The organism is Streptomyces sp. JH14 (assembly GCF_029428675.1).
Classification (GTDB): Bacteria; Actinomycetota; Actinomycetes; order Streptomycetales; family Streptomycetaceae; genus Streptomyces.
The window spans coordinates 5,858,997-5,881,215 of the sequence record NZ_JAJNEL010000001.1; the positions used below are offsets into that span (position 1 = coordinate 5,858,997).

The 22,219-nt window shown below is 71.4% G+C and carries 24 protein-coding genes; 12 read left to right on the plus strand and 12 right to left on the minus strand.

Annotated features, from left to right (window positions below):
* Positions 1-12 precede the first annotated feature (12 nt).
* A complete protein-coding gene (locus tag LRD69_RS26390) occupies positions 13-1,032 on the minus strand; it encodes a DUF4349 domain-containing protein (protein ID WP_277329025.1) in 1,020 nt (339 codons plus the stop codon).
* A 126-nt stretch (positions 1,033-1,158) separates the two neighbouring features.
* Here LRD69_RS26390 and hemG point away from each other — a divergent pair, with 126 nt between their 5' ends.
* Positions 1,159-2,646, plus strand: a complete 1,488-nt coding sequence (hemG, locus tag LRD69_RS26395; protein WP_277329026.1) for a protoporphyrinogen oxidase — start codon at positions 1,159-1,161, stop codon at positions 2,644-2,646.
* A gap of 4 nt (positions 2,647-2,650) precedes the next feature.
* The gene (gene hemQ / locus LRD69_RS26400; protein ID WP_277329027.1) at positions 2,651-3,364 is read left to right on the plus strand and encodes a hydrogen peroxide-dependent heme synthase; all 714 of its coding nucleotides are present in this window, start codon (positions 2,651-2,653) and stop codon (positions 3,362-3,364) included.
* A gap of 426 nt (positions 3,365-3,790) precedes the next feature.
* On the opposite strand, the gene LRD69_RS26405 is transcribed toward hemQ, so the two are convergent.
* Complete coding sequence (locus LRD69_RS26405; RefSeq protein ID WP_277329028.1) at positions 3,791-4,654, minus strand: helix-turn-helix transcriptional regulator; 864 nt, start codon at positions 4,652-4,654, stop codon at positions 3,791-3,793.
* Positions 4,655-4,860: 206 nt separating this feature from the next.
* Here LRD69_RS26405 and LRD69_RS26410 point away from each other — a divergent pair, with 206 nt between their 5' ends.
* Entirely contained in the window at positions 4,861-5,727 is an 867-nt protein-coding gene (locus LRD69_RS26410; RefSeq protein ID WP_277329029.1) for an oxidoreductase, read from the plus strand.
* Between the two features lie 138 nt (positions 5,728-5,865).
* On the opposite strand, the gene LRD69_RS26415 is transcribed toward LRD69_RS26410, so the two are convergent.
* From LRD69_RS26415 to LRD69_RS26435, 5 genes are all read right to left on the minus strand, one after another.
* Positions 5,866-6,666, minus strand: a complete 801-nt coding sequence (locus tag LRD69_RS26415) for a TIGR04222 domain-containing membrane protein (protein ID WP_277329030.1) — start codon at positions 6,664-6,666, stop codon at positions 5,866-5,868.
* Positions 6,667-6,734: 68 nt separating this feature from the next.
* Complete coding sequence (locus LRD69_RS26420; protein ID WP_277329031.1) at positions 6,735-7,787, minus strand: TIGR04222 domain-containing membrane protein; 1,053 nt, start codon at positions 7,785-7,787, stop codon at positions 6,735-6,737.
* A 5-nt stretch (positions 7,788-7,792) separates the two neighbouring features.
* The gene (locus LRD69_RS26425; RefSeq protein ID WP_277329032.1) at positions 7,793-9,160 is read right to left on the minus strand and encodes a DUF692 domain-containing protein; all 1,368 of its coding nucleotides are present in this window, start codon (positions 9,158-9,160) and stop codon (positions 7,793-7,795) included.
* Positions 9,161-9,273: 113 nt separating this feature from the next.
* Complete coding sequence (locus LRD69_RS26430; protein ID WP_277329880.1) at positions 9,274-10,017, minus strand: DUF4142 domain-containing protein; 744 nt, start codon at positions 10,015-10,017, stop codon at positions 9,274-9,276.
* Between the two features lie 142 nt (positions 10,018-10,159).
* Positions 10,160-10,888, minus strand: a complete 729-nt coding sequence (locus LRD69_RS26435) for a peptidyl-tRNA hydrolase (protein WP_277329033.1) — start codon at positions 10,886-10,888, stop codon at positions 10,160-10,162.
* A gap of 83 nt (positions 10,889-10,971) precedes the next feature.
* Here LRD69_RS26435 and LRD69_RS26440 point away from each other — a divergent pair, with 83 nt between their 5' ends.
* From LRD69_RS26440 to LRD69_RS26455, 4 genes are read left to right on the plus strand one after another with little or no spacing between them, the layout of a single operon-like run.
* Positions 10,972-11,649, plus strand: coding sequence for an AIM24 family protein (locus LRD69_RS26440; RefSeq protein ID WP_277329034.1), 678 nt, complete (start codon positions 10,972-10,974; stop codon positions 11,647-11,649).
* Complete coding sequence (locus LRD69_RS26445; protein WP_277329881.1) at positions 11,646-12,584, plus strand: ATP-binding cassette domain-containing protein; 939 nt, start codon at positions 11,646-11,648, stop codon at positions 12,582-12,584. Before LRD69_RS26440 ends, LRD69_RS26445 begins: the two co-directional genes overlap by 4 nt.
* Positions 12,581-13,249: an ABC transporter gene (locus tag LRD69_RS26450; RefSeq protein WP_277329035.1), complete on the plus strand. Its 669-nt coding sequence runs from the start codon at positions 12,581-12,583 to the stop codon at positions 13,247-13,249. The genes LRD69_RS26445 and LRD69_RS26450 overlap by 4 nt, the downstream gene beginning before the upstream one ends.
* A gap of 14 nt (positions 13,250-13,263) precedes the next feature.
* Positions 13,264-13,455: a hypothetical protein gene (locus tag LRD69_RS26455; protein WP_277329036.1), complete on the plus strand. Its 192-nt coding sequence runs from the start codon at positions 13,264-13,266 to the stop codon at positions 13,453-13,455.
* Here LRD69_RS26455 and LRD69_RS26460 read toward each other — a convergent pair.
* The 4 genes from LRD69_RS26460 to zapE all read right to left on the minus strand — a co-directional run bounded on the left by LRD69_RS26460 (position 13,452) and on the right by zapE (position 17,546).
* Complete coding sequence (locus tag LRD69_RS26460; RefSeq protein WP_277329037.1) at positions 13,452-14,363, minus strand: polysaccharide deacetylase family protein; 912 nt, start codon at positions 14,361-14,363, stop codon at positions 13,452-13,454. The genes LRD69_RS26455 and LRD69_RS26460 overlap by 4 nt on opposite strands.
* A 134-nt stretch (positions 14,364-14,497) precedes the next feature.
* Entirely contained in the window at positions 14,498-15,862 is a 1,365-nt protein-coding gene (locus LRD69_RS26465; RefSeq protein WP_277329038.1) for an alkaline phosphatase PhoX, read from the minus strand.
* A gap of 126 nt (positions 15,863-15,988) precedes the next feature.
* Positions 15,989-16,414, minus strand: coding sequence for an OsmC family protein (locus LRD69_RS26470; protein WP_277329039.1), 426 nt, complete (start codon positions 16,412-16,414; stop codon positions 15,989-15,991).
* Between the two features lie 40 nt (positions 16,415-16,454).
* Complete coding sequence (gene zapE, locus LRD69_RS26475) at positions 16,455-17,546, minus strand: cell division protein ZapE (RefSeq protein ID WP_277329040.1); 1,092 nt, start codon at positions 17,544-17,546, stop codon at positions 16,455-16,457.
* Between the two features lie 37 nt (positions 17,547-17,583).
* Here zapE and LRD69_RS26480 point away from each other — a divergent pair, with 37 nt between their 5' ends.
* The 4 genes from LRD69_RS26480 (at position 17,584) to msrB (ending at position 20,806) form a co-directional block, all read left to right on the plus strand.
* Positions 17,584-18,348, plus strand: a complete 765-nt coding sequence (locus LRD69_RS26480; RefSeq protein ID WP_277329041.1) for a pyrimidine reductase family protein — start codon at positions 17,584-17,586, stop codon at positions 18,346-18,348.
* Positions 18,349-18,498: 150 nt separating this feature from the next.
* Complete coding sequence (locus LRD69_RS26485) at positions 18,499-18,951, plus strand: indole-3-glycerol phosphate synthase (RefSeq protein ID WP_277329042.1); 453 nt, start codon at positions 18,499-18,501, stop codon at positions 18,949-18,951.
* A 42-nt stretch (positions 18,952-18,993) separates the two neighbouring features.
* Positions 18,994-20,388, plus strand: coding sequence for a UDP-N-acetylmuramate--L-alanine ligase (murC, locus tag LRD69_RS26490; protein ID WP_277329043.1), 1,395 nt, complete (start codon positions 18,994-18,996; stop codon positions 20,386-20,388).
* Positions 20,389-20,398: 10 nt separating this feature from the next.
* Entirely contained in the window at positions 20,399-20,806 is a 408-nt protein-coding gene (gene msrB, locus LRD69_RS26495) for a peptide-methionine (R)-S-oxide reductase MsrB (RefSeq protein ID WP_277329044.1), read from the plus strand.
* A gap of 40 nt (positions 20,807-20,846) precedes the next feature.
* On the opposite strand, the gene LRD69_RS26500 is transcribed toward msrB, so the two are convergent.
* The gene (locus tag LRD69_RS26500) at positions 20,847-21,308 is read right to left on the minus strand and encodes a hypothetical protein (RefSeq protein ID WP_277329045.1); all 462 of its coding nucleotides are present in this window, start codon (positions 21,306-21,308) and stop codon (positions 20,847-20,849) included.
* A gap of 296 nt (positions 21,309-21,604) precedes the next feature.
* On the opposite strand from LRD69_RS26500, the gene LRD69_RS26505 reads away from it, so the two are divergent.
* Positions 21,605-22,177, plus strand: a complete 573-nt coding sequence (locus LRD69_RS26505) for a MarR family transcriptional regulator (RefSeq protein ID WP_277329046.1) — start codon at positions 21,605-21,607, stop codon at positions 22,175-22,177.
* The last annotated feature ends 42 nt before the right edge of the window (positions 22,178-22,219 follow it).

A 22,219-nucleotide genomic window follows, 5' to 3' on the forward strand; every position in this document is an offset into this window, starting at 1 on the left:
ACGCTACGACGCTCAGGGGGCGGACGGCGTCTCCGGGGGCACGGAAGCGCGCTCGGGCCCCTCCGACGGCACGCCGGCGGGCTCGCCCGCCCGGGGTGCGCGGCGCCGGGTGAGCCGGCTGCGTACCAGCCGCCAGAGCAGCAGCAGAGCGGCCGCCGCGGCCAGGAACGGCGCCGCGGCTCCCACCGCCATCGCGATCCACTTCACCATCGTCACGAACGCGTGCCAGCCGCCGGCGAGCGCGTCCACGAACCCCGGACCGTCGTCGTCCGCGCCCCGCGCGGGGGACTCCGGCTCGGAGAGGTCGAGGGTGATCGTCGCCAGGGTGGTGCGGTCCTTCAGCGACTCCTGCTGGGCGAGCAGCGACTCCAGTTCCGCCTGACGCTTGCTCAGTTCCCCTTCCAGGGCCACCACATCGGTGATCTTCTCGGCCCGGTCCATCAGCTTCCTGACCCGGTCGACGCTCGCCCGCTGGGTGGCGATCCGGCTCTCCACATCGACGACCTGATCGGTGACGTCCTTCGCCTCCGACGTGCGCGACAGCAGCTTCCCGCCGCCCGCCAGCTCCCGCAGCACGGCGTCGTAATCGGCCTGCGGCACCCGCAGTACGAGGTGCGACACCTCGTGCGTGGCGTCGATCCGTTCGGTGGTCTCGCTCGCCACCAGGCCCCCCGCGCCCTCCGCCGCCGCACGGGCCGCCGCCACGGCCTTCGGCACGCTCCCCACCTCCACGGAGAGCGAGGCCTTGCGGATGATGTGGCTCGCGGTCAGCGACGGCGACTTCTTCTGCGCCGAGTCGCTGCCGGCGGCCCCCCGGTCCGCCTCCCCGGCGGCGGAGTCGGCGCGCCCCGCCTGCGGCGCCGCCTTCTTGTTGTCCGAGGTGTCGACCGCGCTCCGGTCGCTCGCGCTGCTCCCGCTGTCGTCGCCGGCGCCGCACCCGCTCAGCGCGAGCAGGACGGCGAGCGTCCCGGCGGCGAGGACGGTGCGCGAACGATGCGTGGACGAACGGCCCGACTGACGTGCTCTGCGCATAACTGCTCCCCCTGGGCGGGTCGTTGATGGTGCCGTTTCGACGACGGGACAGGCGGCCCGGTTGCCGATCGCCGGTTTCGAAGCGGTCACGGTCAGGACTCGGAAGAGGTTTGAGAGAGTGGAGGCATGCAGCGTTCAAAAAACCGCGCGGACACAGGTACGGGTCATGTCGTCGTGATCGGCGGTGGCATCGCCGGACTCGCGGCCGCCCACCGGCTCCTCGGCACCGGGCTGCGGGTCACGCTCCTGGAGGCGACCGGCAGGCTCGGCGGCAAGCTCATGACCGGTCCGATCGCGGGCACCCGGGTCGATCTGGGTGCGGAGTCGATGCTGGCCAGACGGCCGGAGGCGGTAGATCTGGCGCGGGCCGTCGGGCTCGGCGACCGGCTCCAGCCGCCCGCCACCGCCACCGCGGCGGTCTGGACGCGCGACGAACTGCGGCCCATGCCGAAGGGCCATGTGATGGGCGTGCCGGGCGACCCGGCCGCACTCGGCGGGGTGATCTCGCCGGAGGGCCTCGCCCGCATCGCGCAGGAGAGGGACCTCACCCCGACCGCCGTCGGCGACGACGTCGCGGTCGGTGCGTACGTCGCCGACCGACTCGGCCGCGAGGTCGTCGACCGGCTCGTGGAGCCGCTGCTCGGCGGGGTGTACGCGGGGGACGCCTACCGCATCTCGATGCACGCCGCCGTACCGCAGCTCTTCGAGGTGGCCCGCGAGGGCGGCTCGCTGCTCGACGGCGTACAGCGCATCCAGCAGCAGGCGGCGGGCCGGCAGCAGACCGGCCCGGTCTTCCAGGGCATCGACGGTGGCATCGGCACCCTGCCGGACGCGGTCGCCGACGCCGTGCGTGCCGGAGGCGGCGAGATCCTCACCGCCACGCCCGTGCTGGGCCTGACCCGTACGGCCGACGGCTGGGACGTCCGCACCGACACCCGGGTGATCACCGCCGACGGCATCGTCCTCGCCGCTCCCGCCTGGTCCGCGTCCACACTGCTCGCCGCCGAGTCCCCGGCCGCCTCCGCCGAGCTCGCGGGCGTCGAGTACGCGTCGATGGCGCTGGTCACCCTGGCGTTCCGGCGCTCCGACGTGGCGGCCACGGGCACCCTCGACGGGCGCTCCGGCTTCCTCGTACCGCCGGTCGACGGCCGCACGATCAAAGCCGCCACCTTCTCCAGCCACAAATGGCAGTGGGTCGCCGACGCCGCCCCCGACCTGTTCGTCCTGCGCACCTCGGTCGGCCGGTACGGCGACGAGGACCATCTGCACCGTGAGGACGGCGAACTCGTCGACGTCTCGCTGCGCGACCTCGCCGAGGCGACCGGGCTCGTGGCGAAGCCGGTGGACACCGAGGTCACCCGGTGGATCGGCGGCCTGCCCCAGTACCCCGTCGGCCATCTGTCACGGGTCGCCCGGATCCGCGACGAGGTCGCCAAGCTGCCGGCGCTGCGGGTCTGTGGAGCGGTGTACGACGGGGTGGGCATCCCGGCCTGCATCGCGAGCGCCCACCGGGCCGCGGACGAGATCGCGGCGGACCTCGCGGGCGGGACCGCGGGAGAGATCGTCGCCACTGCGACCCTGGTTCAGGGCACACGGAGCGAGGCGGGACAATAGCCGTATGAGTGCGCCTGAGAAGATTCCGAACGCCGGTAAGAAGGCCAAGGACCTCAACGAGGTCATCCGCTACACGCTGTGGTCCGTCTTCAAGCTGCGCGACGTGCTGCCCGCCGACCGTGCGGGCTACGCCGACGAGGTCCAGGAGCTGTTCGACCAGCTCGCCGCCAAGGACATCACGGTCCGTGGCACCTACGACCTGTCCGGCCTGCGTGCCGACGCCGACATCATGATCTGGTGGCACGCCGAGACGGCGGACGAGCTGCAGGAGGCGTACAACCTCTTCCGGCGCACCAAGCTGGGCCTGGCGCTCGAGCCGGTCTGGTCGAACATGGCGCTGCACCGCCCCGCCGAGTTCAACAAGTCGCACATCCCGGCGTTCCTGGCCGATGAGACGCCGCGCAACTACATCAGCGTCTATCCCTTCGTGCGCAGCTACGACTGGTATCTGCTGCCCGACGAGGACCGCCGTCGGATGCTCGCGGACCACGGCAAGATGGCCCGTGGCTACCCCGACGTCCGCGCCAACACCGTCGCCTCCTTCTCGCTCGGCGACTACGAGTGGATCCTCGCCTTCGAGGCCGACGAGCTCTACCGCATCGTCGACCTCATGCGTCATCTGCGGGCCTCCGAGGCGCGGATGCACGTCCGCGAAGAGGTCCCCTTCTACACGGGCCGCAGGAAGTCCGTCGCAGACCTGGTGGCCGGGCTCGCGTAACGCGCGGGTTTCGACCACCCCAACCCGGAAGATCAGACGGCAGGCGCCGGCGCACACCTGTGCGCTGCCCGCCGCTCCAGCGACACCGGGTTCGGCTCCGGGTCGTCGTAGGCACTGACCTGCGGCGTTCCCGGCACGAGCGGGGGAGCGCACCGTCCTCCCCCGCTCGTCCCCGGCCCGCCTCGGCGCGGGCCGGTCGCGTTTTCCCGTGCGGGCACGGCGGGTCCGGCCACGCACGCCCTGAGCCCGGGTCTCCGGCGAAACGGATCGAAGAGGGCCCGGGCGCGCAGGCAGAGCGCTACGGGCAGCTGCCGGCACCCATCCGCGGCGAGCGTCCGCGCCCGACGACCGTCCCCGACCTCCCATGGCTCGCCAGGCGCTGCGGGCCCACAACTGATGCCGGCGCTCTTCCGGCACCGCCGGGGTTCACCGCTCACCGGGTGCGTGGCGGGGAGCGGCAGCTCTGCCGGGGGCGCCGGCGGCCAGGGATCCGAGCAGGGCAAGTGACCGTGCGGAGCGGGACCCCGGCTCGGCGTGATAGACGACCAGCAGCAGCTGTCCGTCGGTGCCGCTGACGGCGAGTTTGTCGCGGAACAGGTCGAGGTCGCCCACTTCCGGATGGTGCAGGAGACTGACCGCACTCTCACGCCGGCGCACCTCGTGGCGTGCCCACAGGTTCCGGAAGTGATCACTCTTGACGGAGAGCTCTTCGACGAGCGCGGCCAGGCGCGGGTCGTCGACGTCGGGGCCTGCGGCGGCGCGCAACTGGGCGACCACGCCGACCGTCGCACTGGACCAGTCCCGGTGCAGTTCCCGTTCCCGCGGGTCGAGGAAGGCGGCACGCAGTCTGTTGGCTCCGGGCGACATGTTCGGGGAGAGCGCACGGGCCATGCGGTTCGCGGCCAGGACGTCGAAGTACTTGCCCACCACGAATGCGGGCATCGGCATCTCGTCGACGAGGTGCAGGATGCTCGCCGGTACCTCTTCGGCGACCGGCCGTTCCGCCCGGCGCGACGGGGTCAGGACCAGGTCGATCAGATAGGCGGTCGCGTCGGCGTCGAGCCGCAGGACGTGGGCCAGCGCTTGGAGAACCTGCACGGAAGGGTTGCGGTCGCGGCCCTGCTCAAGCCGCAGGTAGTAGTCCGAGCTGATCCCCGCGAGCGTCGCGACCTCCTCCCTGCGCAGCCCCGGGACCCGCCGCAGTCCCCGCGGGCTGATCCCGACGTCCTCGGGCCGGACCAGCTCCCGCCGGGCGCGGAGGAACGCACCGAGCGCATTGGTGTTGTCCACGCCGTCCACGGTAATTCCGTCCCGTGCGGCCGGCCGGTCCCTCCCGGCCGGCCGGCCGGCCGGCCCCGTGCGGTGACTGGCCCTGCCACTCCCAGGAACACCGGGGTACTGCCGTGACGGCCGCGGCTGCCGGACAGTGGAGCCATGCCAGGTCGTCCTCCGATGACCGCACGGACCGATTTGCCAAGAACTCCGAAAGGCGCGACATGACCACCACCGTTCCCGGCGGCGCCCTCACACTTGCGGAAGACCTGACCATCAGCCGCATGGGATACGGGGCCATGCAACTGGCCGGACCCGGCGTCTTCGGGCCCCCGAAGGACCGTCCGCGGGCCCACGCGGTGCTGCGCGAGGCGATCGATCTGGGCATCACCCACATCGACACCAGCGATTTCTACGGCCCCTTCGTCGTCAACGAACTGATCAGGGAGGCCCTGCACCCCTACCCGGCCGACCTGCGCATCGTCACCAAGGTCGGCGCACGCCGCAGCGGCGACGGCGGCTGGATCTCCGCGCTGGAGCCCGACGACCTCAAGGCCCAGGTGCACGAGAATCTCCAGCACCTCGGCCTGGACGTGCTGGACGTCGTCCACCTGCGCCTCGGCTCGCTCGACGGCAGCAGCGACGAGTCCATCGCCGAGCAGTTCGGTGCCCTGGCCGAACTGCGGCAGCAGGGCCTGATCCGCCACCTCGGCCTCAGCGGTGTCTCCGATGCCCAGCTCACCGAGGCGCAGTCCATCGCCCCCGTCGTCACCGTGCAGAACCTCTACAACATCGCCAACCGGCAGGACGATGCCCTCGTCGACCGGTGCGCGGCCGAGAACATCGCCTTCGCCTCGTTCTTCCCCCTCGGCGGCTTCAATCCCCTCCAGTCCCAGACCCTCACCGCCGTCGCCGACCGGTTGCTCGCCTCGCCGCAACAGGTCGCTCTGGCCTGGTTGCTCCAGCGCTCGGCCACCACCGTCCTGATCCCGGGCACCTCCTCCATCGCCCACCTGCGCGAGAACGTCGCCGCCGCGGACCTGCATCTGCCGGCGGACGCGGTCGCGGAACTCGACAGCATCGGCGGGTAGTGTCCCCGGGCCGAACTCCACGGCACCGCGCACCGCACCGGGTCCGGCCTGTTCCCTTCGTGCAGGCGGACGAGCCGGTGAAACCGAAGGGGGATGGTCGGGTGAGTGATCAGCGATGTGAAGGACCGTTCGCGAATGTCATAGGGAATGGCCCCGATGCGTCGGATCTCCCGGATGCTCAGGGAGGCCGCCGCCCAGGAACGCGGCCCGCAGCGCCGGATCGTCGACGGCATGGACTCCTCGTACGGCGACCGCCGTCAGCATGTCAGGGTGCGCGCCGCCGGCGGGGGCGACCGAGTCCAGCAGCCGCTGCCCGGTGGGGGAGGCCCAGGAACTGTACGGATGGATCTCCATCCGGGCGATGGCCAGAACGCCGAGTGTCAGGACGAGCGGCAGCCCGAACCAGACGAGGTCGGCCGCCGCCGGGCTGCCGAACCCCCGTTCCCGGCCCGGAAGCAGCAGCGCCGCACCCGCCATCACAACCGTCAGCACCGCCGAGCCGCGCACCGCGCGCACCGCCGCCGCGATGTCCGTACGCTCGCCGCCGGGCAGGGCCAGACCTGTCGCGACAAGGCGGTCGGCGAGGGCGCGTACCGCATCGGCGGCGGCGGTCGCCACACGGACCGGAGGTATCGACGACTGGCCCTCCGGGCCGATGGCACGGATCACCGTGCGCTCGACCTCGTCCCTGCCCTCCGGGTCGACGACCGTGGCCCAGCCGGTATGGGCGATCAGCAGGCGGCGGCGCAGATGCATGGTGACGAGGGCGAGGTCGGCGACCCGGCGCGGGCCGCCGGACAGGAACGCGGTCTCGTACAGGGTCAGTTCGACGTTTCCCGGGTCGCGCGCCCGGTCGACCGACGCGGCGGCCAGACAGAGCCGGAGACAGGAAAGGACCGCCGCACCGCATGCGACCAGCAACAACAGAACCCAGAGCATGACGGAGTTCTATGCGAGGCGGGCCGCGGAGCGCCATGCCCCTTTCACCATGCGGACGGTGGTCCGCCTCAGGAGCTGCTGCCGCAGCTGGACCCGCCGCAGCTCGACCCACTGCTGCTGGAACAGCTGGAACCGGAACTGCAACTGCCCCCCGAACCGCAACCGCCGCTGCTTCCGCCGCAACTACTGCTTCCGCCACAACTGCTGCCTCCACTGCAACTGCTGCCTCCACTGCCGCCCGAGCTGCCGCTCGAACTTCCGCAGCCGGAGTCCGCGGGGCCCGAACCGGCGCACCACGCCGTCGCCATGAGAGGTTCGCCGCTGCCGCAGGACGAGGACGCATGAGTGGGCGGCATCGAACGTCCGGCGGCAGCCGTCCGCATCCGCGCCGCGGTCATCAGCTGTGTCCGCAGGACGGGATCGGGCAGGCCACGCAGGCCGAGCGTCGCCACGAGGTGAGCCGGATCCGCGGTGTGGGCATGGGCGGCGCGGTACTGCTGGGCGGCCCGCCGTCCCGCCCCGGTGATCCGTGAACGGGCGATACCCGCACAGACCAGCCCCGTCACGACGCCCACGATCAGGGCAGGGAGCACCTTGATGATGAAGGGGAGCGGGAAGCCGGGACCGTCGCTCTCCGCCACGAACTGAGCCACCGTCACCGCGAACGAGGCCGGGACGGCGAGCAGGCAGCCGACCCCCTGGATCACGCCCCACCGGCGCCACCTCCGGGTGGAGTCCGGAGCAGCCAGCAGACCGCGGGCCGCGAGCCCGTCGCCCACCTCCTGCACGGCCGGGTGCCGCATCACCGCGTCCCGCAGCATGTGCAGTGCGCCGTTGGGGGCGGCGCCGTGCGCCTGAAGCACGGCGCGTTCCACCGGGTCGTGGGCGACCGGCCGAGGGAGGGCGACGATGCCGGGGCCGCCGACCACCAGCCGTCCGTCCGCCTGCAGGGCGGTGAGTGCGGTGTCCACGACCCTGCCGGGCCCGCCGCTCAGGAAGGCCACCTCGTAGAGGTCGTGCGCGAGGCCACCGGGTCCGCGGCGGGCCTTCGCGAGCCCCGTGATCAGGACGGCCGAGGAGACCACGACGCCGAGTGTCACCAGCAGAGCGACCGTGTTCATCGCGGTCACCTCCCGACGAGCGCGGCGCGGGCGGCTCGAACCAGCCGGGTGGTGCGACGCGGCGGCCTGGCGGCCGCGCGGTCCTGCCACCAATGGGTCAGACGGCGCCGGGCTGCGTCGTCCGCGGGCCGGCCCGAGATCAGCAGCTGCTCGGTGAAGTCGAGTGCGTCGCGCCGGTATCCGGCGGACATGGGGTGGGTCCTGGCGTACGCGAGGAAGGCCTTCCGGTATCCGTCACCGAGGATCCCGGGGAGCTCGGGTGCCACTTTGGCGACGACGTCGGCCCGCTTGGCCGCCAGGGCGCGGCTCTGGACGGCGAGGCGGCGGTGGTCGAACCCCTCCGGTGCGGGAGTGCCTGCGACGAGGGCGGAGAGCAGCGCGGTCTGGGCGACAGCGGCACGGTCACGGGCGTCTTCGGTGGGCGGCTCGGCGGTGCCCCCGGGGCCGGTGGCCGCGTCGGTCGTGACACCGGTGGGCCCGACCGGGGTTGCAGGTGCGGCAGCGTCGCCCCCGGCCGCCCGCGCCTCGGACCGCGCCCCCCGTCCGGCCCTCCCCGCGGTGGCCAACGTGGCGCGGATCGCGGCCAGTTCGCCTCCCAGCTCCGTCGCCGGAGGGAAGTCGTCGTCGCGCTCCAGGAGAACGCCGGGCGGGGCGACCCGGGAGCGGAGTTCGGCGAGCACGTCCAGGACGGGACGGGTCACCGGGTGGGCGTGCGTGTCGTGCCAGACGCCGTCCTTCTCGATGCCTCCGGCGACGTGTACGTATGCGATCGACTCCACGGGCAGCTCGTCGAGCGCCCTCGCGGGGTCCTCGCCGCGGTTGACGTGGTTGGTGTGCAGGTTCGCGACGTCGATCAGCAGCCGGACCCCCGTGCGTGCGACCAGCTCCGCCAGGAACTGCCCCTCCGTCAGCTCTTCTCCGGGCCAGGAGAACAGCGCGGCGATGTTCTCCAGCGCCAGCGGCACCGGGAGCGAGTCCTGCGCGATCCGCACGTTCTCGCACAGGACGTCCAGCGCGTCCCAGGTCCGCGGTACGGGAAGCAGATGGCCCGCCTCGAGCCCCGGCGACGCAGTGCGCGGCCCACCGGCCCGCACGAACGCGATGTGCTCCGTGACCAGGGGCGTACCGAGCAGCGCGGCCCGGGCCGCGAGGTCGGCGAGCCGGCCGGGGTCGGGCCGGTCCGCTCCGCCGAGGCCCAGCGAGACGCCGTGTGGGACGACGGTCACGCCGCGCGCGCGGAGGCGTACGAGGGAGTCGGGCAGATGGTCGGTGCAGAGGTTCTCCGCCACCGTCTCCACCCAGTCGATCCCCGGCAGTGCCTCCACCGCATCCGCGATCTCCGGCCGCCAGCCGATACCGATTCCCAGTTCCATGGCGTCCCCCTCCTCCGGCCTGTGCAGGGGTGATGGCCCCGGCGGGCGGTGGTCAATCCGAAGGGAGGGACGTTCAGAGCTGGATTTGAGGTTCCGGCCGCAGGCCCGGCGGCTCAGGGCATCGGCATCGGCATCGTGGACGGCCGGGAGGTGAACGACTGGTCCCCGGTCGGCTCCGCGGGCACCGGCTGGGGCGGCACCACCCCGCCGGCCGGCGGGGGCGGCCCGGTCGGACTGGCCGTCGCCGCGGCCGCCGCATCGCGAGCGATCGCGTCGTAGTCGACGAGGCCGGTGGCCTCCAGCATGGTGATGTGGTCCAGCACGGTCTGGTTGGCGTCGGTCGCCAGCTGACGGATCAGCGAATTGCGGGTGGTGTTCCGGACCTGGCCGATCAGGCCGAAGACCTTGCCGTGCGCGGCCCGCAGCAGATTGGCGAACTTGCGCTCGTAGTCCTCGCCGCTCGCCGCCGTCAGCTCGCGCAGCCAGCCCTGCTGCTGCTCGCTGGGCTGGTTCGGCAGCTCCACCCCGAGCTTCGCGGCCACGTCCCGGGCCCGGCGGTCCAGATCCGTGTGCCCGACCACCAGATGGTCCCCGGCGGCCTTGACCGCCTCGCTCGGTGCACGCTCGATGGCCTGCTGCCCGGCGGGAAGCTCCCAGAGCCCGGCCAGGCGCACCTTCACGAGGAAGTCCCGGTCGGTCGCGGAGAGCGGACCCCACTGGGTCGCGACGGACGACGCGTTGAGATTGGCCTGGCCGGTGCCGGAACGGTCGGCGTAGGACCAGACGGGGAAGGCGAGCGCGCCGATCGTGGCGACAAGTGCCGCGATGATGAGGGCCGTTCCGTTGATGCGTCGCAACAAGGTTTCTCCCGGGCCGAGATGTGACGGCGTCGAATCCACCGCCGGTCCGACGACCGGCGGTCGGCTGGTCGTTCAAGATACTGGTCAGTAGTGCCGGTTACGGCAGTATCGGGAGATACGAAGCGGCGCACCGGAATGTTCAGCGGTGCAGCGCCGGATGGTCGGCGACCACCGTGCAGGACCCCGGTGCGATCTCCGTGAACCCGGCGTCGCGCACCACAGGCAGCCCGCTCACGGTCAGTTCGGCCCAGCGGGCGGCGTCCGGGGTGGCGACCGAGAGCGGGAAACCGGCCTCACGCCATGCTTTGCGCTCCGTCTTGGACAGCTCCCACCAGGCGAGCTGCGCACCGTGTCCGACCTGCGCCATCTCCTTGCCCGCTGACATGCCGAGCTCCGGGTTCAGCCACAGCACCGGGCCGGAGAGGTCGGGTGCGGCGGGCGGCTCGGGGTCGTCCAGGTCCGTGCCCGAGACCTGGAGCTTGGCCAGCTCCTTCGGCCAGCCGTCCAGGGGCACCGGCGGGAACACCCGGACTTCGGCGCCCTCGCCCGTGACGGTGATGCCGGGCAGGGCGGCCGCCTTGCGCCACTCCGCGCCGCGCGCCCGCCGTACGACCTTGCGGATCCGGGCGTCCTGCCAGTCGCGCATGGCCTGCGCCCACTCGCCCTCGTCCGCCGACCGCTCGTCGGAGAGCATCACGAGGACGGCACGGGCGGCGGTGCGCAGCGCGTCGGTGCGGGCCGGGGGGTCGGTCTTCTCGATGTGCACGACCAGCGGCAGTACGTACTGCCGGGCCTCGTCGCGACTGTTCGGCTCGGACTGGAACGGGGAGTCCGAGAGGGTGGGGGAAGTGGTGTCGTTGCTGCTCACTCGTCCCAGTCTGCCAGCCGTGGATTCTCTCGACTTTCCCGGCTTCTTGGCGGAACGAAGTGCTCCGGGTGAGGATGCACCGCATGAAGAGCGATCTCTTTTCCAGTGAGAACATGGTCCGGCCCGCCACGGCGCCCGGAATGACGCTGCAGAACGCCAAATCCATCAAGTACGCGGTCGACGGCGAAATGCATGCACGCCAGGGATCGATGGTCGCCTTCCGCGGTGATCTGCAGTTCGAGCGCAAGGGCCAGGGCCTCGGCGGCATGCTCAAGCGCGCCGTCACCGGCGAGGGGCTGCCGCTCATGGCCGTGCGCGGGCAGGGTGAGGTGTGGTTCGCGCACGAGGCCGCCAACGTCTTCATCGTGGAGATGGAGCAGGGCGACGTCCTCACCATCAACGGCCGCAACGTCCTCTGTTTCGACCCCACGCTCTCGTACGAGATCAAGACGGTGAAGGGCGCCGGAATGACCGGCGGCGGGATCTTCAACAGTGTCTTCAGCGGGTACGGCAAGCTCGGTCTGATGTGTGAGGGCCATCCCATAGTGATTCCGGTCACGCCCCAGCAGCCGGTATGCGTCGACACGGACGCGGTGGTCGGCTGGAGCAGCCGGCTCGCGACGTCGCTGCACCGCTCGCAGAGCTTCGGCTCGATGATGCGCGGGGGCTCCGGAGAGGCCGTCCAGCTGCGGCTGGACGGTGAGGGGTTCGTGATCGTACGGCCGAGCGAGCTGAAGCCCGAGAAGGCGTCGGCCAACTGAACCTGAACGGAGTGGGCCGGCGGTACGGCCTCGGTGGACCATGGGTGCTGCGCGGGGTCGACCTCGACCTGCCCGCGCGCACCCTGATCCGCATCGAGGGCGCCAACGGCACAGGAAAATCAACGCTGTTGAGGCTGCTCGCGGGGATCGACGCCCCCACCGAAGGCCGGATCACCGGCCGCAGGCCGCGTACGGCGTACGTCCCCGAGCGCTTCCCGGCCGCGCTGCCGTTCACCGCGGCCGGGTACCTCGTGCACCTCGGCCGGATCCATGGCCTGCGAACTGCGGAGGCAACCGGGCGGGCGCAGGACTGGCTGGCCCGTTTCGGGGCCGCCGGCCACGCCCGTACACCGCTCTCGGAACTCTCCAAGGGCACCAGCCAGAAGGTCGCCGTGGCCCAGGCCCTCCTTGCCGAACCGGAACTCCTGGTCCTGGACGAGGCATGGACCGGCCTGGACACGGCGGCACGTGACGAACTGGACCGTGCCGTCGCGGAACGCATCACGGCCGGAGCCACGGTCGTCTTCGTCGACCACGATCCGCGGCGGCTGGCGGGTGCGGTCGACGCCACCCACCGGGTCGAGGGCCGTGGGCTCATGCCCGTCACCGTGCCGGAGGCCGCGCACGGGACCGGGCCGCGGGTACGGATCGAGGTCACCGGCGCTCCCGGGGCGGCCCTCCCGGCGGGGCTGCCGGGCGCCCCCGCGCTGGAACCCGGACCCGACGGAACGCTGCGGCTCACCGTTGCGGCCGTGCACTCGGACGCACTCCTGCGCGCTCTGCTCACGGCCCGCCCGCCGTGGCACATCGGGCAGCTGTCGGCTGCGGAAGCACCTGGAACCGGACCGGCGCCCCGAACCGGACCGACCGAACCGGCAGAGCGGCCCGCACCGGCGGAGAAGACCGAGCACACCGAACCGGCGGAGACCCGATGACCGCCCTGATCCGCTACCAGGCCGCCCTGCTGCTCCGCTCCCAGCGCTGGCTCGCCCCCGTCCTCCTGTACGCGGTCCTCCTCGCCGTCGGAGTCCAGTCGGGGCAGCCCGTGCTCGACTCGCTCGGCTACGCCGCCGCCGCGCTCCTGCCCGTCACCGCCTGGCTCGTCCAGCTCTGCGCCACCCAGGAACCGCCCGCCGCACGGACGGTCGCCGCAGCCGTGGCCGGACAGCCCAGGGTCCACCTGGCGTCGCTGCTCACCGCCGTGGGCTGCGCGGGGCTGCTGGGCACGGTGGTCACCGCGATCGTGCTGCTGATCAGCGATCCGGCCAACGCCGACCACACCGTCCGCATCCCGCTGCTGCCCGCCGGTCTCGCGGGTCTCCTCGCCGCCGCGTGCTGCGCGCTGCTCGGAGCGGCCGTCGGCGCGCTGTGCACCCGCCCGGTGCTGCACCGCCGCGGCTGGTCGATCGCAGCCACGGCGCTCGCCGCGCTGCTGTCCCTGGTGACCAGCGGCTCGCCCGCGAAGTACGCCGTCACGGGACTGGTTACCGGATCGCTGACCGGCACGGTCCACATCCCCGTCCTGCCCCTGGTGAGCGCCGCTGCCGTGGCCGTCGCTGTGGCGGCGGTCGTCTGCAGGCTGACTTCGGTGCGCGGGTGAGTAGGCTCGTACGCATGGACGAGTCGTACTGCGAGACGCCCGCTACGGAGCTGCCGACCGGGCCGGAGACGGTGGACTCCGGACCTCCGTACGCCGAGTGCGTGCTGTGCCGGAAGCCGACCGAGTACCCGGAGTCGGTCAAGGGCATCACGCTCTGCCCGGTCTGCGAGTGGCAGGAGGCGCAGCGCACGGCCTGCTCGGGCTAGGGGCTTTCGTCGGACCCGGCCCCGTCCGCTTCGACGGACGGTCGCTTCTCCCCCACGAGGTCGGAGACCTTGACGAAGCGGTAGCCGCGCTCCCGCAGCTCCGGCACCACCTGGCGGACCGCGTCGGCCGTGACCGGCGCGGCGCTGCGTGTGCAGTGCATGACGACCAGGGAGCCCGGCTTCACCCCGTCCAGCACCTGCTTGGCCACCACGTCCGCGTCCGTCGCGAACGCGTCGCCACTGACGACGTCCCACTGCACCGCCGTCATCTTCTCGGCCGCCAGCGTGCGCAGCGCTGCGTCGTCGTAACAGCCGCCGGGGAAGCGGAAGTACGGCACGACGTTGAGCGCGCCCGTTCGCCGGATCGATGCGTCGGCCCGTTCCACCTCGGCGCGCATGCCGGCCTTCCCGACGACGGGCAGCCCGTAGCACCGTGGGGTGAAGGCGTAGTGGCTGTACGAGTGGTTCGCGACTTCGAAGAGAGGGTCGGTGCCGATCGACCGGGCCTGTGACGGGTACTGGTCCGCCCACCGCCCGGTCATGAACACCGTTGTGTGCACCTTCAGCAGGCGCAGCAGGGCGATGAGTTCCGGGTTGTCGAAGTGCTCGCCCGCGGCCGCGCGCGGGCCCTCGTCGGCCGTCATGTCGGCGTCGAAGGTGAGTGCCACGACCTTGTCGGTGGTGTCCCGGGCCCGCTTGAAGACCGGTGTGAGACCGGGCGGCCCCGGCGCCGCCGCGGCCGGCTTCCTCTCCTCCTGCGCGGGCGGGGCGGCCTTCGCGGACGGTGACGGCGAGGGCGAGGGTGGCCGGTGGGAGGGCTCCATGTGCCGGGCGGCGTGCGTTCCGACGCTCTTCGACGGGGCGTCAGCGCCACAACCGATCAATGCAGCGCCAAGAACCGCACCCATGGTGGCGACGGTGGTCAATCTTCTTACAGAGTTGGTCACTGACGGAAAGTAGCCGATGGTATGGCCGGTGGTCGGGCACGGCACTCCGGCCGGGGGCAGCGGACGGTACCCCTGCCCCCGGCCTCCTCAGCGCGTCACCGCCAGGGCCCCGTCACCGCGAACGTCGTCCCCGGCGTGTAGCAGTTCACGAACATCGTCGCGCCGTCCGGCGCGAACGTGACCCCGGCGAACTCACCCCACTCCGGCTCCTCGGGCGTACCGATGTTCTGCCGGCCGCGCGCCATCGCGTACACCTCGCCGCGCCGCGTCACACCGAACACATGCTGGGCGCCGTTGCCGTCCTCGCACACCATCAGCCCGCCGTCGGACGCCAGGCAGATGTTGTCGGGGGACTCGCCGGGCAGTTGGACATCCGTACCGGGGCCGAAGACGACCACCAGGGTGAGGCGGCGGCGCTTGGGTTCGTACCGCCACACCTGGCCGAAGTGATCGGCTGCCGAGCCCGCCGCACTCTGCGCGAAGCTGGAGACGAAGTAGACCGACGAGCCGCCCCAGTAGCAGCCCTCCAGCTTCTGGGCGTGCGTGATGCCCTTCGGCCCGAAGTCCTGCAGCCGGATGGGCGTCCCAGCGGCCTGCGGATCCGGTACGGGCACCCACTCGATCCGGTCGAAGCTCGCACCGGTCTCCTGGACGACGGAGAGGTCGGGGACGCCGGGCACCCGCATCGCCTGCAGTTCGCCGCCGGCCCGCAAGGAGCCCGTGCCGCCCAGCGGTTTCTCCGGCAGGAAGCGGTAGAAGAGCCCGAACGGCTTCTCGAACGCGTCCTCCGTCTCGTAGACGATCCCGTTGTTCGGGTCGATCGCGATCGCCTCGTGCTGGAACCGGCCCATCGCGGTGAGCGGCACGGCTCCGGTGCGGTGCGGGTCGGCGCCGTCCACCTCGAAGATGAAGCCGTGGTCCTTGGTGTAGCCGTTGGTGCCGGCCCGGTCCTCGGTCTCCTCGCAGGTCAGCCAGGTGTTCCAGGGGGTGCGGCCGCCCGCGCAGTTCACCGCCGTACCAGCGATGGCCACGCGTTCGCCGAGGACGGCGTTACGGCTGTCGAGCTCCAGGGCGGTGCAGCCGCCCTTGCCCATCGGGTCGTACGTGAGACCGTCGACGGTCGGGACGCCGATCTTCCCGGTGTTCCGGTTCTCGTGGTTGCGGACGAGATGGACGCGGCCCCGGCGGCCGGCGAATGCGGCCATGCCGTCGGGGTTGCTGGGGACCGGGCCCTCGCCGGAGCGGAGCTCGTCGCCCTGCCGGGACAGGACCCGGTAGCGGAAACCCTTCGGCAGGTCGAGCAGGCCGTCGGGGTCGGGGACCAGTGGACCGTAGCCGCTGTGGCCACGGGCGGCGGCGGTGCCCGCGAAGAGTTCGGAGAAGGCCCCGGCAAAGACGATCGAGGCAGCGGTCGCACCGCTGCCGGCCAGGACCTGTCGTCGTGTGGGTGCTGATGACATGAGGCAACTCCCTGTTGGCGGACAGGAGAAGTGACCCGCATGTGTGTACCACGCGTATCTCTCCGCGGGAACCATGCGGGTCACTGTGCCTGGTGGTGCGTCACGGGTCTGCCGTGGCGCGCGGTGTCAGAGCAGCGACGCGGTCAGCGTGATCGTCGTGCCCGTGAGCGCCTGGCTGACCGGGCAGTTCGCCTTGGCGTCCTCGGCTGCCTTGATGAAGCCCGCCTCGTCGAGACCGGGCACCTCGCCCTGCACGGTGAGGTGGATGCCGGTGATGCCGGTGCCGGGCTGGAAGGTGACCTCGGCCTGGGTGTTCAGCCGGGTCGGCGCGTTGCCGGCCGAGGTCAGACCGTTGGACAGGGCCATGGAGAAGCAGCTGGAGTGTGCCGCCGCGATGAGCTCCTCCGGGCTGGTCTTGCCGTTCGCCTTCTCTGCGCGGGACGGCCACGAGACCGCGTAGTCCCCGATGCCGGAGGAGTCGAAGGTGACAACGCCCTTGCCCTCGATCAGGTTGCCTTCCCAGACCGTGTGCGCCTGACGCGTGGTTGCCATGCTGGATCCCTTCGGATGGGTGGAGTTACCGCATCCGAACCTACTGCGCGACCAGTCCCTTTGCGTCGCGCGCCAGCGCCGTCAGCCGGGAGATTGCCCGGAAGTACTTCTTCCGGTACCCCCCGTTCAACATCTCGTCGCTGAACAGGCGGTCGAACGGGAGCCCCGAAGCGAGCACCGGTATCTCCCGGTCGTACAGCCGGTCGGCGAGCACCACGAGCCGCAGCGCCGTCGACTGGTCCGGTACCGGCTGCACGTCGGTGAGGCAGACTGCCCGGACGCCGTCCGTCAGCGCGCCGTACCTGCTCGGATGGACACGGGCCAGATGGTCGAGCAGCGACGGGAAGTCGTCCAGGCTCGCGCCCTCGGTGGCGTACGCCGCCCTGGTGACCTGCCCGTCGGAGTACGGCGCGGGGGCCTCGGGCAGTCCGCGGTGCCGATAGTCCTCGCCGTCGATCCGCAGCGGGCGGAAGTGCGAGGACAGGCCCTGGATCTCCCGCAGGAAGTCCGCGGCGGCGAAACGCCCCTCGCCGAGCTTGCCCGGCAGCGTGTTGGAGGTGGCGGCCAGCGCGACCCCGGCCTCGACCAGCCTGCTGAGCAGCGACGACACGAGGACGGTGTCGCCCGGATCGTCGAGTTCGAATTCGTCGATGCAGAGCAGCCGGTGCCCGCTGAGCGTCTGCACGGTCTGCTGGAAGCCCAGCGCGCCCACCAGATTCGTCAGCTCGACGAAGGTGCCGAACGCCTTGAGCGATGGGGCGGCGGGCGTGGCGTGCCAGAGCGAGGCCAGCAGATGCGTCTTGCCGACGCCGTAACCGCCGTCGAGATACACGCCGAGCGGCCCGGCCACCGGCGCGGCCCTCCTGCTGAACCACTTGCGCTTGCCCGTACCCGTGGCGTGCGCCCCGCCGAGTCCGGTCGCGAACCCGCCGAGGACTTTGACCGCCTCGATCTGGCTGGGCTGGTCGGGGTCGGGTACGTACGTGTCGAAGCGCACCGAGTCGAAGCGCGGCGGCGGCACCATCTCGGCGACCAGACGGTCGGCAGGGACGTGCGGCTCAAGGGCGCACAGGGACAGCGGGGCCGTTTCGGCTATGGGGCTCTGCCCAGGCACGGCGGTGGAGGACGACACAGCTCTCAAGTTTAAGGGCCGTGCAAGACTGCATGGCATGCGACGCCTCTTCCCTGTGACCGACCAGACACCGGCCTCCGAAGGAGGGGAGTGGAGCCTCGAGGTACTGGCCGACGCCTATGCCTACCCCGAGGGGGACAGTCCCTGGCTGCGGGCCAACATGGTCTCCACGCTCGACGGCGCCGCTCAGCACGACGGCCGCTCGCAGCCGATCTCCTGTGACGCGGACATGCGGATCTTCGGTACGTTGCGCGGCCTGGCCGATGTCGTCGTCGCGGGAGCGGAGACCGTACGTGCGGAGGGCTACCGGCCCGCGCGGGCCCGGGACGCCTTCGCCGCGCGGCGGGCGGCGGCCGGGCAGGGGCCCGCACCGGCGATCGCCGTCGTCAGCGGCAGTCTCGATCTGGACTTCTCGCTCCCGCTCTACGTCTCGCCGCTCGTCCCCACCCTCGTCCTCACCGGAGCCGGCGCTCCCGCCGAACGGATCGAGGCGGCCCGGAAGGCGGGCGCCGAGGTGGTGATCGCCGGGGAGGGCTCCCGGGTGGACCCGGCCAGGGCCGTGCGGGAACTCGCCGACCGTGGCCTCAAGCGGCAGCTGGCGGAGGGCGGGCCCCGGCTGCTCGGACAGTTCGTCGCCGCCGGGGTGCTGGACGAGATGTGCCTGACCTTCTCGCCGATGCTGACCGCCGGGGACGCCCAGCGGATCGCGGGCGGTCCGTCGGTGGACGTGCCGGAGCGGTTCGCCCTGACGTCGCTGCTGGAGGAGGCCGGGTTCCTCTTCAGTCGGTACCGTCGGATCTGACAATAAGCGGAATTTTCCGTTCCGCTTCTGCCCCTGCTGGGCACAATAGCTCGCGCAGACCCCGTGTGATCATGGGGAAGGATGGTTTCGGCAACGGCCTGCGACGGCCGGTGGAACAGAAGGGCGTTTGTGGTGTTCACCAGCGTTTTGATGATCGAGAAACCCCTCACCTCCGAGGACGTCGAGTTCGTCACGACCCTCCACGGGGAGGAAGAGATCTCGTTCGTCGTACTGATGCAGCCGCGCGGTGACCAGGCCGACGTTCTTCTGCGTGCCATCGACGACCTGGCGATGGGCGAGATCAAGGAAGCGGCTCGCGAGCTCGTCGGACCCGAGGGCAAGGACGCCGCACAGCCCGCCGAGCTGGCACTCGAGGTCTCGGTCACCGCACTGCGCCAGGCGGGCGCCGAAGCGGTCGGGCAGGTGGTCGAGGAACACCCGCTGGACAAACTGAAGGCCGTCGTCGAAGAGGCGCAGGCGGACGAGGTCATCGTGCTGACCGCCCCGCACTACGTCGAGGAGTTCTTCCACCGCGACTGGGCGTCCAGGGCCCGCCACAAGGTCGGCGTACCGGTGCTCAGACTCTTCGCGCACAGCGAATAGGCTGGGAGGCCATCACCTCGATCGACCTTGGGAGACACGCGCATGGCACCCGGTATTCCTGCCGCCATGGAACGACCTCACTTCATCGGCATCGGCGGCGCCGGAATGTCGGGCATCGCGAAGATCCTCGCCCAGCGCGGCGCGAAGGTCGCGGGCAGTGACGCCAAGGAGTCCGGAACGGCCGAGGCCCTGCGGGCGCTGGGGGCGACCGTCCACATCGGGCACGCCGCCGGTCATCTCGCGGACGACGCCACCTGCGTGGTCGTCTCCAGCGCCATCCGCGCCGACAACCCCGAGCTGCTGCGCGCCGCAGAGCTGTCGATCCCCGTCGTGCACCGTTCGGACGCGCTTGCCTCGCTGATGCAGGGCCTGCGTGCCATCGCCGTCGCCGGCACCCACGGCAAGACGACCACCACGTCGATGCTGGCCGTCGCCCTGTCCGAGCTGGGCCTGGACCCGTCGTACGCCATCGGCGGCGATCTCGCCGGGCCCGGCACGAACGCGACGCACGGTGAAGGCGACATCTTCGTCGCCGAGGCCGACGAGAGCGACCGCAGCTTCCAGAAGTACGACCCCGAGGTCGCGATCGTCCTCAACGTCGAGCTGGACCACCACGCGAATTACGCCTCGATGGACGAGATCTACGAGTCCTTCGAGACGTTCGCCGGCAAGATCGTCCCCGGCGGCACCCTGGTCGTCTCCGCCGACCAGTCCGGCGCGGTCGAGCTGACGAAGCGCGTACGGGACCTCTCCTCCCTCAACGTCGTCACGTACGGCGAGTCCGAGATCGCCGACGTGCGCGTCCACAAGATCACCCCGCGCGGGCTGACCAGCGACGTCACGGTCATCCTGAACGGCAAGTTCCTCACGTTCGCGGTCTCCGTCCCGGGCCGCCACTACGCCCTCAACGCGGTCGCCGCCCTCGCCGCCGGTGTCGCGCTCGGCATCCCGGCCCACAACCTGGCCTCCGCGCTCGGCAAGTACACCGGGGTCAAGCGCCGCCTCCAGCTCAAGGGCGAGGCGGCCGGCGTCCAGGTCATCGACTCGTACGCGCACCACCCGACGGAGATGACCGCCGACCTCGAAGCGATGCGCGGCGCGGCGGCCGGATCGCGCCTGCTGGTCGTCTTCCAGCCGCACCTCTTCTCCCGCACCCAGGAGCTCGGCACGGAAATGGGCCAGGCCCTCGCCCTCGCCGACGCCTCCGTGGTCCTGGACATCTACCCGGCCCGCGAGGACCCGATCCCGGGCATCACCAGCACCTTGATCACCGACGCGGCGAAGGCGGCCGGCGCCGACGTCACCGCCGTCCACGACAAGGCGGCGGTCCCCGAGGTCATCGCGGGAATGGCGAAGCCCGGCGACCTCGTTCTCACCATGGGGGCGGGCGACGTCACGGACCTCGGCCCGCAGATCCTGGACCACCTGTCGAGCTGAGGGAGCCACCGTGTCGTACGACATCGAGAAGCCGGACGAGGAATGGCGGGCAGAGCTGACGCCCGCCGAGTACGCGGTCCTGCGCCAGGCCGGCACGGAACCGGCCTTCGTTGGTGAGTACACCGACACCAAGACGGCCGGCGTGTACTCCTGCCGAGCCTGCGGCGCCGAGCTGTTCCGCTCGGACACGAAGTTCGAGTCGCACTGTGGCTGGCCGTCGTTCTACGACCCGAAGGACACGGACGCGGTCGAACTGATCGAGGACCGCACCCTCGGCATGGTCCGCACCGAGGTGCGCTGCGCACGCTGCGGCTCGCACCTGGGACACGTCTTCGAGGGCGAGGGCTACCCGACGCCGACGGACCAGCGGTACTGCATCAACTCGATCTCGCTGCGCCTGGCGCCGGACGCGAGCTGACGCGACGCCCGGCTGCGGGGCGCATGCGCTCCGCAGCCGGTCAGTCGTCCTCGGGCGTCTCCGGACGCAGCAGCGGGTGAGCGACGCCGGGGAAGACCCGGGCCCTGACCACCGGGTCCGCGGACCCGCCCTGCACCACCGTCTCGGCGACGCCCCACGGGCGGCCCGGCAGGACGACGCTCAATGTGTACGAGGACGAGCAGCCCATGCAGTCGTACCGGTCCGCCCACGTCTCCACATCGGTGACGCTGCCGGGATAGCGCGCCACATGCCGGTGCCGGGCGTGGCAGCGGTCGCATGTCTCGCCGGGCTCGCAGGTCCCACCACAGGGGCACGGCACGTCGAGCGAGTCCGCCGGGCGCCAGCGCTGCGTGAGGACGGCGTCACGGGTGGCGCCCATGTCCTTCATCGCCTTCAGATTGCGCGCGGCGACGTTGTACGACTCGCCGGTGGCGGCCATCCGGTCGCGGATGACGTCTTTGCGTCCGCGGTTCGTCGTCATGGGTTCCTCATCCGTTCCTACGGGGTCACGCAGCCCGCCAGGAGGTCCACGAGATCGGTACCGGTCCACGGTACCGGTCGTCCCGGGTTGCCCGTGCCATACCTCCCGGCCGGGGGCCAACGCTCAGGACGGCGACGGTTCGGAGGCGGGAGTCTCCCGGCCGGGTCCTGCCGACGCAGCGGCAGACGTACTCCTTGGCACTCCTCCCGTGCCCTGTCGCCCGGAACTCCGTACAATTTGATCCCGAACGATATTGTCGATCCAGCGCGCCGCGATGGCGTCGAAGGGGTGTGCCCGTGCCCGGCCAACGATCCATCACCGAAGCCGAGAAGCTGGCAGGCGCGAAGCTGGGCGGCATTCCGGTCCGGCACGAGCAGATGGCCGTGGTGGCCAATATCTACCGCGCGGCTTCCGCAGTCCGGCAGCACCTGGAGAACTCCGTGCTGCGCGGGTCCGAGCTGACCTGGACGGCGTTCGTCGTGCTGTGGGTGGTGTGGATCTGGGGCGAGTCCGAGACACGGCACGTGGCGGAGGAAGCGGGCATCTCCAAGGGGACCCTCACCGGGGTGTCGCGCACTCTGGAGGCGCGGGGGCTGGTGCGCCGGTCCGGTCATCCCACCGACGGGAGGCTGGTACTGCTCAGCCTCACGGACGAGGGCGAGGAGCTCATGCAACGAGTGTTTCCCCAGTTCAACGAGGAAGAGGCATTTGTCACCGGTCAGCTCAGCGACGAGGAGTGCCGCAGTGTCGCGGAGGGACTGCGCCGGGTCGTGCTCCAGGTGGAGGAGCAGGGCGAGGAGCGTCGCCTCGCCCTGCTGGACGGCGCCGAACCCGCCCCGCGCCGCAGCGGACGCCGTCCCAAGGCGTGAATCTCGGTTCGTGAACCGAGGCTGAAGCCCGGTCCGCGGGAC

Bases quoted from the DNA above. Each gene is read 5' to 3' on its own strand.
- hemG (WP_277329026.1), top strand. From the start codon at position 1,159: ATGCAGCGTTCAAAAAACCGCGCGGACACAGGTACGGGTCATGTCGTC.
- murC (WP_277329043.1), top strand. From the start codon at position 18,994: ATGGCACCCGGTATTCCTGCCGCCATGGAACGACCTCACTTCATCGGC.
- LRD69_RS26415 (WP_277329030.1), bottom strand. From the start codon at position 6,666: ATGCTCTGGGTTCTGTTGTTGCTGGTCGCATGCGGTGCGGCGGTCCTT.
- LRD69_RS26485 (WP_277329042.1), top strand. From the start codon at position 18,499: ATGATCGAGAAACCCCTCACCTCCGAGGACGTCGAGTTCGTCACGACC.
- LRD69_RS26465 (WP_277329038.1), bottom strand. From the start codon at position 15,862: ATGTCATCAGCACCCACACGACGACAGGTCCTGGCCGGCAGCGGTGCG.
- LRD69_RS26410 (WP_277329029.1), top strand. From the start codon at position 4,861: ATGACCACCACCGTTCCCGGCGGCGCCCTCACACTTGCGGAAGACCTG.
- hemQ (WP_277329027.1), top strand. From the start codon at position 2,651: ATGAGTGCGCCTGAGAAGATTCCGAACGCCGGTAAGAAGGCCAAGGAC.
- LRD69_RS26440 (WP_277329034.1), top strand. From the start codon at position 10,972: ATGAAGAGCGATCTCTTTTCCAGTGAGAACATGGTCCGGCCCGCCACG.
- LRD69_RS26425 (WP_277329032.1), bottom strand. From the start codon at position 9,160: ATGGAACTGGGAATCGGTATCGGCTGGCGGCCGGAGATCGCGGATGCG.
- LRD69_RS26450 (WP_277329035.1), top strand. From the start codon at position 12,581: ATGACCGCCCTGATCCGCTACCAGGCCGCCCTGCTGCTCCGCTCCCAG.
- LRD69_RS26420 (WP_277329031.1), bottom strand. From the start codon at position 7,787: ATGAACACGGTCGCTCTGCTGGTGACACTCGGCGTCGTGGTCTCCTCG.
- LRD69_RS26455 (WP_277329036.1), top strand. From the start codon at position 13,264: ATGGACGAGTCGTACTGCGAGACGCCCGCTACGGAGCTGCCGACCGGG.
- LRD69_RS26470 (WP_277329039.1), bottom strand. From the start codon at position 16,414: ATGGCAACCACGCGTCAGGCGCACACGGTCTGGGAAGGCAACCTGATC.
- LRD69_RS26390 (WP_277329025.1), bottom strand. From the start codon at position 1,032: ATGCGCAGAGCACGTCAGTCGGGCCGTTCGTCCACGCATCGTTCGCGC.
- LRD69_RS26480 (WP_277329041.1), top strand. From the start codon at position 17,584: ATGCGACGCCTCTTCCCTGTGACCGACCAGACACCGGCCTCCGAAGGA.
- LRD69_RS26460 (WP_277329037.1), bottom strand. From the start codon at position 14,363: ATGGGTGCGGTTCTTGGCGCTGCATTGATCGGTTGTGGCGCTGACGCC.
- LRD69_RS26500 (WP_277329045.1), bottom strand. From the start codon at position 21,308: ATGACGACGAACCGCGGACGCAAAGACGTCATCCGCGACCGGATGGCC.